Source organism: Staphylococcus piscifermentans, assembly GCF_900186985.1.
Classification (GTDB): Bacteria; Bacillota; Bacilli; order Staphylococcales; family Staphylococcaceae; genus Staphylococcus; species Staphylococcus piscifermentans.
In genome coordinates, this window is record NZ_LT906447.1 from 167,431 (window position 1) to 180,363 (window position 12,933).

The 12,933-nt window shown below is 38.3% G+C and carries 10 protein-coding genes and 1 pseudogene; 5 read left to right on the top strand and 6 right to left on the bottom strand.

All coding sequences use genetic code 11. The annotated features are described in order from the left end of the window. Positions 1-224 precede the first annotated feature (224 nt). Positions 225-1,148, top strand: a complete 924-nt coding sequence (locus CKV71_RS00705; protein WP_095102775.1) for a CPBP family intramembrane glutamic endopeptidase — start codon at positions 225-227, stop codon at positions 1,146-1,148. A 54-nt stretch (positions 1,149-1,202) separates the two neighbouring features. On the opposite strand, the gene CKV71_RS00710 is transcribed toward CKV71_RS00705, so the two are convergent. The 3 genes and pseudogenes from CKV71_RS00710 to CKV71_RS00720 form a co-directional block, all read right to left on the bottom strand. Continuing rightward, a complete protein-coding gene (locus CKV71_RS00710) occupies positions 1,203-1,523 on the bottom strand; it encodes a hypothetical protein (protein ID WP_095102777.1) in 321 nt (106 codons plus the stop codon). A 22-nt stretch (positions 1,524-1,545) separates the two neighbouring features. Beyond that, positions 1,546-3,041 (bottom strand): annotated as a pseudogene (locus tag CKV71_RS00715) (catalase). Positions 3,042-3,302: 261 nt separating this feature from the next. After that, on the bottom strand, positions 3,303-4,355 hold the full coding sequence (locus CKV71_RS00720) for a 2,3-butanediol dehydrogenase (RefSeq protein WP_095102779.1): 1,053 nt from the start codon (positions 4,353-4,355) through the stop codon (positions 3,303-3,305). A 642-nt stretch (positions 4,356-4,997) separates the two neighbouring features. Here CKV71_RS00720 and CKV71_RS00725 point away from each other — a divergent pair. After that, positions 4,998-6,101: a M20 family metallopeptidase gene (locus CKV71_RS00725; protein WP_095102781.1), complete on the top strand. Its 1,104-nt coding sequence runs from the start codon at positions 4,998-5,000 to the stop codon at positions 6,099-6,101. 134 nt (positions 6,102-6,235) lie between these two features. On the opposite strand, the gene CKV71_RS00730 is transcribed toward CKV71_RS00725, so the two are convergent. After that, the gene (locus CKV71_RS00730; protein WP_186824434.1) at positions 6,236-7,483 is read right to left on the bottom strand and encodes an NADH:flavin oxidoreductase/NADH oxidase family protein; all 1,248 of its coding nucleotides are present in this window, start codon (positions 7,481-7,483) and stop codon (positions 6,236-6,238) included. 301 nt (positions 7,484-7,784) lie between these two features. Between CKV71_RS00730 and CKV71_RS00735 the strand changes: the two genes are divergently transcribed. Beyond that, complete coding sequence (locus CKV71_RS00735) at positions 7,785-8,204, top strand: DUF5004 domain-containing protein (RefSeq protein WP_095102786.1); 420 nt, start codon at positions 7,785-7,787, stop codon at positions 8,202-8,204. 64 nt (positions 8,205-8,268) lie between these two features. On the opposite strand, the gene CKV71_RS00740 is transcribed toward CKV71_RS00735, so the two are convergent. Together CKV71_RS00740 and CKV71_RS00745 are read right to left on the bottom strand one after the other, a co-directional pair. Next, entirely contained in the window at positions 8,269-9,576 is a 1,308-nt protein-coding gene (locus tag CKV71_RS00740) for a TcaA second domain-containing protein (RefSeq protein WP_095102789.1), read from the bottom strand. After that, positions 9,576-10,493 carry a zinc-ribbon domain-containing protein gene (locus CKV71_RS00745; protein ID WP_095102791.1) on the bottom strand — a complete coding sequence of 306 codons (918 nt, stop codon included), beginning with the start codon at positions 10,491-10,493 and terminating at the stop codon, positions 9,576-9,578. The genes CKV71_RS00740 and CKV71_RS00745 overlap by 1 nt, the downstream gene beginning before the upstream one ends. 295 nt (positions 10,494-10,788) lie before the next feature. Here CKV71_RS00745 and CKV71_RS00750 point away from each other — a divergent pair, with 295 nt between their 5' ends. Both CKV71_RS00750 and CKV71_RS00755 read left to right on the top strand, forming a co-directional pair. Beyond that, positions 10,789-11,529, top strand: coding sequence for a zinc-ribbon domain-containing protein (locus tag CKV71_RS00750; RefSeq protein WP_095102793.1), 741 nt, complete (start codon positions 10,789-10,791; stop codon positions 11,527-11,529). Positions 11,530-11,832: 303 nt separating this feature from the next. After that, positions 11,833-12,930, top strand: coding sequence for an ABC transporter ATP-binding protein (locus CKV71_RS00755; RefSeq protein WP_095102795.1), 1,098 nt, complete (start codon positions 11,833-11,835; stop codon positions 12,928-12,930). Positions 12,931-12,933 lie beyond the last annotated feature (3 nt).

The window sequence follows — 12,933 nt, forward strand, 5'->3', positions numbered from 1 at the left end:
GAACGCTCCTGTTTTTTTCTTAGTAATTTCATCATACGCATACTCCTATAGAGCGTCAAATGCATATCCAGCCGAATTAGTCTTTTTACAATATCTTTAGATTACCAATCGAATTGATTAACTATTTTCCTATTACATCATCTCTTATCTATGATATGCTCATATTGAATTATTAGCTTTTTTAATAAAAAATAAATCACATAATATCTGAAAGGAGAATAACTTTGCAGTACCATTTAAACGAAAGCATGAAACGCACCCAAGAAGATACATATCGCAAACGCCCCTCATTATGGGGAGTAACCTTTATTTGTATTGGACTCTTTATAGCAGCGCCTCTCGTAGTAGGTGTCATCAGCGCACTCTTAGTGCTGCCATTTGCACTCGGCAAACCGAGCCATACCTTCATCAATATTTTATTCTCAGAAAATATGACTTACCTTATTTCTATACTGACATTTCCAGTGCTATTACTGTTTGTCTTCCTAGTGAATCACAAACATTACCTTAAATCGTTCGCTTCACTTGGATTTTATGGCACAAACTGGAAAAAGAAATACGCGATAGGCGCAGGATTAGGATTTGCAACGCTCCTCATCGTTTATGTATTGAATCTTATTTTTCAAACCCTATCTATTCAAATTAATTCTAAATTTAATTTCTTTCTATTTATCGCAGTATTGATCGGATATTTAATTCAAGGTATGACCGAAGAAGTTATGTTCCGGGGCTTTTTCATGAATATTTTCAGCAGTCAAAAAGGCGTTGTCTTCGGCATCATCATGAGTGCTGTTTTCTTTGCCATTATGCATATGGGTAATCCAGGCTCACAATTTCTTGCCATTCTCAATATCTTTATTTTTGGTCTCGTCTTTGCACTGCTCTTCTATTGGAGTAACAATATCTGGCTTACAGGCGCCGCACACAGCTTGTGGAACTTTACCATGGGGCCGATTTTAGGAATCCCGGTCAGCGGTCAAAGAGACATGACCTCACTCTTCCTAACACACGTAAATACACAACGTTCTTTCATCAACGGCGGCAGTTTCGGTCTCGAGGGTGGAATTATCGTGACTATCATCGGTGTTATTCTTTGCATCGTTCTATGGCAGCTTTGCCGTAAAAAAGGGCTTGTTACTAACCGATAAGCGCACATAAATAACAAGCTGGACACGCTCATCAGCAGTGCCCAGCTTTTCTAATTATTTATTTTGAATATTATCCACGAATTGTTCAGCCTCTTCAAAATTAAAATCTTTCAAAGTAAACGTTCCGATTTCGAATGTAATATCTAAAGCATCTGTAGTTAACTTGACGTTTTGAATTTCATTGTAACCGATATTGCGGTAATAGAACTCGCCAGCCATATCAACGTTTAAAATTAAGCGTTCATTTGTAGCAATATATGCAGCTTCAAATACTTTGACCTCACCGTTTATCGGATAGGCCATCTTTCCGAGTACTGAACATTCTACTTGTTCCGTTGGGAATAAATCATTTGGATTAATCTTATCTAGAATCATCAACGACCACACCTTATTCAAATTAATCTGCTGCTTCTAAGTCCACATCATTAATATCAATACCTAAAGCTTTTGCGACACCTTTGCCATAGTCTGGATCGGCTTTATAGCAATGACGGATATGACGATATTTCACTTCGTCCGTTGTGCCGTCCATTTCGTTGCAGTATTGGTGAACATACGCTCTTGTTGTTCTGGAGATTGTAGACGGAATAACTTTCCGGGTTGTTCGAAGTAATTATCATCATCTTCACGGAAGTTATATTCATAGGCCTGACCATCTACAACATCCATTGGTGCACGTTTATATTCAGGTTGGCTTTCCATTGCGCCCATACTATTAGGATAATAGTGCGTTTTGCCGCCTTGGTTGCCGTCTAAGAAGCGGCCTTGACCATCGCGGCTGAATGGACAAATATTTTCTACACCCACTCCTTGAGGTTGATTGACTGGAATTTGCCAGTGATTCACACCTAAACGATAACGTTGCGCATCGCCATAAGAGAACAAACGACCTTGCAACATTTTGTCAGGAGAGAAATCAATACCCGGTACAATATTTGTCGGTGCGAATGCTGCTTGTTCCACATCCATAAAGTAGTTGTCAGGGTTACGGTTCAACTCAAATTCCCCAACTTCAATGAGTGGATATTCGTCCTTAAACCATACTTTAGTTAAATCAAATGGGTTGTCTTTGTGATTGCGAGCTTGTTCTTCAGTCATCACTTGAATATACATTTTCCATTTTGGGAAATCGCCTTCTTCGATCGCATTAAATAAATCACGTTGAGAGGATTCACGATCTTTCGCAATCACTTGTTCAGCTTCTTCAGCACTATAATTTTCAATACCCTGTTGTGTACGGAAATGGAATTTCACCCATACACGTTCATTTTTATCATTCACTAAAGAATAAGTATGAGAACCGAAACCATGCATATGTCGGAAACCTCTAGGGATACCGCGGTCCGTCATTAAGATTGTAACTTGGTGCAACGCTTCAGGTAAGGAAGTCCAGAAATCCCAGTTATTCTGTGCACTACGCATATTCGTACGTGGGTCACGTTTAACAGCATGGTTTAAACTTGCGAACAATTTAGGATCACGGAAGAAGAAGACAGGCGTATTATTGCCGACTAAATCCCAGTTACCTTGATCTGTATAGAACTTTAATGCGAAACCACGAATATCACGTTCAGCATCCGCAGCGCCACGTTCACCTGCAACTGTAGAAAAACGCGCAAACATCGGCGTTTCTTTACCCACTTCAGAGAAAATACTTGCCACAGAATACTCAGTAATATCATTTGTGACCGTGAAAGTACCGAACGCACCAGAACCTTTCGCATGCATACGACGTTCCGGAATCACCTCACGATCAAAATGCGCTAATTGCTCCATCAAATAGACATCTTGCATTAAAACAGGTCCACGAGGTCCAGCAGTCATAGAATTCTCACGATCACCCACCGGACGGCCAAATAACCCAGTTAACTTTGAATCATCTTGTTTACTCATACCCCTCACACCCCTTATTTAGAATAATTATAATTAAATACTACCATATCTGTTTGACGGAACATAATTAAATGTACTTAATATTTTGAAAATTATTAATTGCCGATTTATAAGAAGATAGGGGAGTCCCCTTCGGAAAAGAAAACTTTGGAGAATGAAAGGATGAAGAGAGTGCGTTTGGAGAAGATGTTGGTAAAGATTGCATAAAGAAAAGACGGAAAGCCCACACTTTCCGTCTCAACTTAAAATCCCACTACAAAATTAAGCTTGGTCGCCATTCAGTTTAACTAAAATTTTAGCTTGAGATTTATCGCTGACTAATTTTTCAAAACCAGCTTCTACAATATCTTCTAATTCGATTTCATCAGTCACAACTGGTTTAACATTTAAGTTGCCTTCACTGATTAAATCAATAGTTTGTTGGAATGTTGTTGGTGTATAAGCAATTGTAGATGTCAATTTCACACCTGAGTTTGTTAATTGCATTGGATCAAATTGAACAGGGTGACTGAAAATAGAAACGATAACAACAGTACCACGAGGACGTGTAATACTAATAGATTGGGCTAATGTTGCAGCTACACCAGCTACTTCGAATGTAACATCTACGCCATTTTCAGTATGTTTATTGATGAATTCAACAGGGTCAACTTCACCAGAATTAACTGCATAAGTTGCACCGACTTCTTTGGCTTTTTCTAAACGTTCATCTGATAAATCAAATACGAAAATTTTACTAGCACCTGCTGCTTTTGCTGCAATAACATTTAATAAACCAATTGGGCCTGCACCGATTACAGCTACAGTATCACCGAATAATAATTCGCCTTCTTTAACAGCTTGTACTGCTACTGCAGTCGGCTCAACTAAAGCACCTTCTTTAGCAGATACGTTGTCAGGTAAACGATAAACGTTGCCTTCGGGAGCATTAGTAAAGTATGCAAATCCACCATCAGCACCTAAACCGATAAATGAATAACCATCGTAAAGATCAATATTCTCCTCTTTCTCTTGTTTAGAAACAGTAGGGTTCACAACCACGCGGTCACCTTTTTTATACTCAGTCACAGCACTTCCCACTTCTTCAACTACTCCAGAAAATTCATGTCCTAAAGTTACAGGAGCTTTTTGTCCTAATAACGGATCCGGCTCATCTACTGCAATGAATACAGGTCCTTCTAAGTATTCATGCAAGTCAGTCCCACAAATACCTGTCCAAGATACTTTTACGCGGACCTCATCATCTTTTAAAGGCTTAACTTCACGTTCCTCAACACGTACATCCTTTTGACCATACCATACAGCTGCTTTCATAAAATAACCTCTCCTTTTCCTTTATTCTTGATTCGAAAAGAAAACCCTCTATTTTCTCGCAAACCAAGAAAGTTGTCTGATTCATAATGCTATAGAAATTTTGTAAAACCATATCTGGATAGAAACCTTTTCTATACTATAATTATATTGAAAATTCAGATATTAAACAATGTTTTATCTGCACAATAAATAATAATAATTTGTACATTTAGCTCAATATTAATAACTTTGGAAATTTAATGGGAGTTTTACATTATAGGAGAGTCGCAACAAATGAAGTGAGTTGAACACTCTAGAGGGGGAATTGTGCGTGTGAGGCGTGAATCTAGACACTTCTCGGAAACTAGTGTCTAGAAAAGCATGTAATCTAGACACTTCTCGGAAATTAGTGTCTAGAAAAGCGTATAATCTAGACACTTCTCGGAAATTAGTGTCTAGAAAAGCATATAATCTAGACACAACACAGAAACTAGTGTCTAGATTCCCCCGCCCGATCAACAACATCACGCTACCTAACTCACATTTCCTTAATATTTTCCTAATATTCGCATTACTTCCGGTCCAAATGAGGTAGTATAGAAATATAAGATAAACAAACTAACCAGCGACTGCCAATCCAATAATCATAAAGGAGATGACTCCATGTCAGATACAATCGACCTACTCGAACAACTCATTCAATTCGAAAGTTCCAATCTGGAAAATGCCAACGACACTATCGACTTCTGTAAAGAATGGCTCGAAAGTAACGGCTTGCATCCAGAAATACTTACCAACGAAGGCTACAAAATGCTCGTCTGCACAATCGGAGAGGGTAAGAACCGCCTTATCTACAACGGACACGTCGATGTAGTCAGCGGGCAACCCAACCAATTCCAACCAGAAACTAAAGACGACAAACTTTACGGTCGTGGATCCATCGATATGAAAGCAGGCGTCAGTGCTATGATGAACGCCGTTGTAGAACTGCAGAACAAAGACCTTGGCAACACATCTGTTCAACTTCAACTCGTAACCGACGAAGAAATCGGCGGCATTCACTGTGCCTCCTACCTGACAGATAACGGCTACCTCGGCGACTTTGTCATCTGCGGCGAGCCCACACAACTCGGCATCGGCTACAAAGCGAAAGGCATCTTGCAAGCCGACCTGCATTTTACCGGCAAATCCGCACACGGCAGCCGTCCTTGGGAAGGCGACAACGCGATTGTGAAAGCCTACAAAGCATTCGAGGCCATTACACAACTACCATTCGCCAAAGAATCAGACGACATTTACGACGGGCCATCCATCAACTTGTCACAAATCAAAGGCGGAGAGGCTTATAACGTCGTGCCCGATGCGTGCGAGATGTCCATCGATATTCGTTACCTTCCCAAACAGTCTAAAGAAGCTGTTTTAAAAGAAATCCAAGGTGTGACAGATGCCGATATAGAGATACACCACGCCGCAATTCCCGTGGACAATGATGTAAATAATCCGCATATCCAACTGTTGCTCAGCAGTATCGAACAAACTACCGGACAACCGTCACCAAAAGTATTTGGCCAACATGGATATGCCGATACTGGATATTTCATGCAACATGGTGTGCCAGCTATAGAATTCGGACCATCAGGTGACAATTGGCACGGCGATAATGAATATGCCGATATCAAATCTGTAGAAACCTATAAAGATATTCTTATCGACTTTGCGCAACGTTTTTCAGATAATGATACAGATTTTGCGAGAGAAATGGAGTAGGGGAGTACAACTCAATCTCATACAAAAACAAAAAGCATGCATGTCCTGAAAACTAGGCCGCGCATGCTTTTTAACACGTCCGTCACTCTAACTTCAGACAAACGTCAGTCTTACCTCTAGTTAAATTCCGGCAATTAAGCACGTCTTTGCATAAAGGCTGATGCTCCATTTTTCTTAACACTATTCCATAAACCTTTCCAAGCACTCAACTGCATCTCAGGTTGTTTGCCGTTCGCCATTAATTCAAATTGTTTTTCATACCAACTCAATACAAGTATAGAAGATAATTTCTTATCTAGAGCTTTAACTCCAGTAGTGATATGAGGTGATTCAAGTTTTTCATAAGTGCCGTTCAGAATTTGATTTGGCAAATCAGGATATATTGCGAACGGTTTCGCAATTCCAACCATATCAACAGAACCACTCTCAAGAGCGTCTTCCATACCTTTAGCAGTACGGAAACCGCCAGTAACGACAATCGGAGCTTTCACTATTTGACGTGCTTTATCAGCATAATCTAAAAAATATGCTTCACGTTTTTTAGAACTTTCGCGTACATCGCCGCCTTTAAATATAACGGGATTTTCATAATTTCCACCTGAAATTTCAATCAAATCAATGCCGGCTTCATCAATTGTTTTCAACACTTGCATAGATTCTTCTTCAGTGAAACCACCACGTTGGAAGTCTGCAGAATTTAGTTTAATACCAATAGGGAAGTCATCGCCGACTTGACGACGCATTTCGCGATACACTTCCATCAAGAAGCGCATACGATTTTCCGCATTGCCACCCCATTGATCTTCACGCTGGTTATGATGCGGAGACAAGAATTGATTGACTAAATAACCATGAGCACTATGAATTTGTACACCTGTAAAGCCAGCTTTCTTCGCAATACGCGCAGTGTTGCCAAAACGTTTAATCAAATCCAGAATTTCTTCCTCAGTTAACGCACGAGGCGGATTAAACGCAACAGCGACTTCGCCAGATAAGGGAATAGCACTTGGAGCCACTGGTTCTTTAGATAAGGATTTCGGAGATTGTTTGCCAGGATGATTAATCTGCATCCAAAACTCCGTATTCATTTGCGTTCCAGCTTGCGCCCAACGTTTCAGCATAGGTAGATCACGCTCATCTTCTATCGCCACGTTGCCGGGTTCGCCAATCGCATTGCGATCCACCATGACATTACCTGACATTAAAATACCAGCACCGCCACGAGACCAGCGACGATATAAATTCACCAGCCCAACTGTTGGACTATTATTACGATCCGCCAATGTCTCACTCATCGCTGATTTAAAAAAGCGATTCTTCGCTGTGAAATTAGGTTGTTCTAACTTTGTTCCTAATAACTTTGTTCCTAATAACTTTGCCATGTTAAAATCCTCCTTTATCGCATAACTCATAATATTCATCTCATCAACTGAACTATAACACGATTAGACGTTCTATACCTATTGAGAGAGCCAACGTATACGTTTAAATTTTAAAAGGATTGAACTTACTTGTGATTTAAGGAAAATTAAAGCTATTATTAAAGTTAATTTTAGCATCTTATTGTGAATTAAAATGTTTAAAGTTACTAATAGAGTCTTTGTCCTCAATAATTATTTAGCCTTAAACTTGTATTCAATATATAATTTTATATTATATTACAAAATTATAGGAGTTACATAAATGAGAAAAATTTGGTTATTAAGTATGCTTTTAGTCGTTTTATTGGTGGGGTGCGGAAAAAACGAGGAATACAAATTTTTAAAAGGGTCATGGAAGAATACATCATTAAGAACTGGAGATAATAATTATCTAGTTTTTAAAGATAATGGAATTATGAAGCAATTCTCAGATAAGGACTTTAGTTATAAATATAAAAAAGAAAATAAATACACTATTGAGCGTTCTAATGGAAAAGATAAATTTATAGTTAAAGAAGAAGCACCGAATATGGTGATGGAATCGACATTTAAAAAGATAGATAAAAATACAATTAGAAGAGAATATGTTAAACTTTCTAGCGGCCATTTGAGCCACGAAGGAACTGACAGTGAAGTGTTTTACAGATTAAAAAAGAAACATTGGTGGAACTTTTTTGACTAATTTCTAAAGTTTATTAAATTAAAAAACTGGTTTGGAACAAATTAATGTCCCAAACCAGTTTTTCTTAATTCCCGTAACCTGAATCGATTTCATCGCCGTGTTCGTCATATTTTCTGACGTAACCATCGCTATCGATTTTATATGAACCGGCTAAATCGCCATCTTTATCAGTGTATGAGAAGCCCCATCCACCGCCTGTTTTTTCAGGTTCTTTGAATGTATATTCGTCTGTATCTAATAAATGACCTTCGAATGATTCAACTTTATCGATGACGTTATCGCGTGTCACTTCATCGTCGCTAGAGCTGCTGTCATCATCGTCGTCATCTTTAGAGCTTTCTTTTTCCTTAGCTTCAATGTGTTTGGAAATGGCGTTGTCATCGAATGACAGGTCTACGTTTTCGGTTGAATCTCCATCTCCTGAAATTTTCACAATTTCTTTGTCTGAAGTGAAGTTCTTGCCTTCGACGTCTGCTACGGCGTAGACTTCAACTTTCTCGTCTGGAGGATATGGGCCGTATTCTTCGCTGGAATCCATTTCGTGTTTCTCGTTATTGATGTATAACGTGGTATCGGAATCGTAAATGTTTGAATTGTCGATGTTCACGTGGAATTTAATTTGTTTGAAGTTCGGATTCGCTTGTTTCATATGTTGTGATGAGAAGACTTGGAGTTGGCCTTTATAGTCTTTGCCGTCCTCGGTTTTTGTTGCTTTCAACTCGTAATAACCAAGAGGGAAGTCGCCCACTTTACCGTTGTGTCCTAACGTATGTGTTTTGCCGTCGCGTGTGAATTTCAGCTTGTCAATATCGGACGTATTATCCACATAGATTTCGTAGCGTGGAAGATCGAATTTATAATCTTTGAAGAATAGCCATTTGCGACCTTCTTGTTTGATATCCATCACTTTCTCGCCGTTATACTCGACTAAGCCGCTGTCAAGGTGCTGGTCATGCATCCCTTTAGCTTTGTCTTTCACTTGATCTGCCATTTTGTCTTTCAATTTAGATTCGTTAATCAGTTCTAAGAAGGCGTGCGCTTCTTCTTTCGTTAAAGGTTTACCATCAGAAGTGACATTCTTCTTCAACTGATCTGCATTATTATTCTTAATTGCTGAAGCAACTGAATCAGCTTTCTTTGTGACGCTCATTTGAGTCTTGCCGATAAAGAATAGGATGAGTGCAATCACTGCTACTGCGATGATAAGTGCGATAATTACCCATGCTGCAGTCGACATCGGCTTCTTCGGTGGTCTTTGTTGAGACTGTGATGAACGACGTGGTGGTTGATTCTGGTCAACTGGCGTACCGCATTGCGTACAGACCTTCTGGCCACTTTTAATCTCATGCCCGCAATTCTTACAGTAGCGCATTAATATCCACCTCCGAATGATGGGAAGTCATCCATAATATTCTTGAAAGTTTCCATTAAGGAGTTGCGGACCATTTCGCCGTAAACCATCAAGACAATCAGTTGTAGTGCGATGTAAATCAGAATTCCGAAAAAGACTGGAATACGGATAGCGTGGAAGCTGGAATACTTTGTAATGATGTAAATGGCTGCTGAATAGAAACTGATAATTCCTAGTAACGTTAAAAAGGAACCGATGGAAATAATTTCTAATCTTAATAGTAAAATCCCGAGAATAAATAGGATAAACGAGAATGTATTAACAAAAACGAAGTCAGACAGTAACTTTACAAAGCTGATAGCGTCTTTAATTGTCAAACGTGCTGTCAGCGCTAAAATGCCGTAACCCAGTGCGATAAAGAGTACAAGACTAAAGAATAAGTTAGAAACAGCGTTCGCTTTAGAGATACCGAAGATTGATACTTCTTGTGGCACTAAAATAGTGATAACCAATAATGAAATAATTAAGAATACGGCAGCTAGAATACCGATAAATTTAAGACTGAATGGTTGGTCTTCAGCTACGACACTATCGTGTGATTTAAAGAGTTTGCTGAAGAAGCTAGAGCCTTCATGCTTAATTTCATTTGCCTGTTGATTGAATTTGTCTGTGTCAAACGCTGGTTGCTGGTTAGAATTAGTAGGTTGAGTGTGTGGTTCTTGTTGTGCGTGTTCATTCTTGGAGTGACGTTCAGGTTGTGTTTCAGATGGTGTTTCAGCATGTGTTGCTGCAGATGCGTGAGTGCGGGAAGTGTCAGGTTGGTCTTCAGTTTTTTGAGCAGTGTCTGTGACTGGTTTAGATTTTGTCAGGTCAGTACCGCATTCGCCACAGAAGCGGTCATCTGGTCCTACAGGTGTACCGCAATTTGGACAGTACATGTTAAGTTCCCCCTTGTTTACTTTTAAAAATTAATTTATTTTGCATACAATTTTGTATGTCAATCAATAACATAGTAGCACACTCATATTTGAATATCTATATTACAATAAAATTTATTTTTTAAATTTTAGTAGTAGATTTTTTGATTACTCATTCAGTTTTAAGTTGGTATCAAACATTTAATTGAATTTAATTTTGTAAAGAAGATTAAAAGAATCTATTTAATCTAGAATCTTCTTAAATTTTTACTTATAATGACTGTAATGCAACTATTTTCAGAAAGGGGATTTAGTCTTGAAATACTGTACGCATTGCGGAAAGCCATTAGAGCCGGACGAGAAATTCTGTTCCAAATGCGGGGCAAAAGTGCCAGAAGAAGATCGAGTACATTACACCTCGTCCAACAATAATAGAAGAAGAGAACCTAACAGATCACAACGACCAGCGCCACAGAAGCAGAAACCAGCCTGGTTGTTTGCACTGATAGGCTTCGTAATAGCTTTATTAATTGCAGGCATTGGTTACGCAGCATACAATGCCTATCAAAATAAAAACGCTGAACATCATCATAACGACCAACCCGCCTCCTCAGAACAAAATCAAAGCAACACCAACAAAGAAAGCGAATTACCTGAAACACAACCTGTGAGCGTAGACGTGAACTCAGACAGTTTCAGCGAAAATTATATGAACTCAGATAATAGCAACGGCTATGAAGGCTTTTATATCGGAGACAGTAAAGACAGCATCGAAAAGAGCCACGGCAAGCCAGAAGGCACGATGGATATCAACGGCAACGAAGCACATCTTTATGGCAATATGGCCGTAAGCTACGATAATAATGACCAAGTCGATCACGTCTATGTAGTCCCAAGCGACATGACTACAGATGCATTCACCGATTTCCATAACACACCAAATGAAAAACGCGGTGACACTTGGTATTACGATAAAAATAAAGATAACAGTTATACCATTAAAGTCTATACAGACGGCAGTGACGTGAAGGCGATAGAGAATATAGAGCAGATATAAGGGATAAGAAAAAGAGAACCTGTACATATAAATATGTTATGGGTTCTCTTTTGTGTCTTTAAATATTGAAGTTATACATAAATAAGATTCTAGGTAATTCTTCAAGATTCAATAGAGATTAAGAATCTAGTTTATTTTCTTAATAAGCTGACTTCCCAAATGAATTCATCAATTAGTAGATGTAGAGAGTACGTAAATCAAACAAATATGTAAACGTTTACAAATTTATATTGACAGGCTTTATTTCTAAATATAAGATTTAAAGTAATCGATTACATTTTACAAGATGAAAGGAAAATGATTATGGCCGAATTGAAACTAGAACATATCAAAAAAGTTTACGACAACCACAACACAGTAGTTAATGACTTTAATCTACACATCAAAGATAAAGAATTTATAGTTTTTGTTGGACCTTCAGGGTGTGGGAAATCTACAACCCTACGTATGATTGCTGGCTTAGAATCTATTACTGGAGGAGACTTCTACATTGATGATGCACGAATGAATGATGTTGAACCTAAAAATAGAGATATAGCGATGGTCTTTCAAAACTATGCACTTTATCCGCATATGACAGTATTTGAAAATATGGCTTTTGGATTGAAATTACGTAAGGTAAACAAACAAGAAATCAAAAAACGGGTTGATGATGCAGCAGAAATATTAGGTCTTACTGAATATTTAAATAGAAAACCTAAAGCTTTATCTGGTGGTCAACGTCAGCGTGTTGCTTTAGGAAGAGCTATTGTCAGAGATGCTAAAGTATTTTTAATGGATGAACCTTTATCTAACTTGGATGCAAAATTGCGTGTACAAATGCGTACAGAGATTTTGAAGCTTCATAAAAGATTAAATACTACAACAATTTACGTAACTCATGATCAGACAGAAGCTTTGACAATGGCTACACGTATTGTAGTACTTAAAGATGGAGATATTATGCAAGTAGGCTCACCAAGAGAAATTTATGACACACCAGACAATATATTTGTAGCACAGTTTATTGGTTCACCAGCAATGAATGTGTTAGATGCTGAGGTAACTTCGGATGGTATTAAAATCGGTGAGAAAATATTCAATTTAGATAACAAGAAATTCGAAAATTTAAAAAATTATGGTTATGAAAATAAAACAGTTGTGCTAGGTATTCGTGCAGAAGATATCCATGAAGAACCTATATTTATTCAGTCTTCACCAGGAACTGTATTTAAAGCGGAAGTAATCGTTTCAGAACTATTAGGGTCTGAAATAATGGTGCATAGTATGTTTGAAGGATTTGAAATTATTGCGAAGTTAGATTCTAGAACAAAGGTAGCAGCTAATGAAAAAATAGAGCTTGCTTTTGATTTAAATAAAAGTCACTTTTTCGATAAAGAAACTGGAAATCGTATTGTGTAAAGG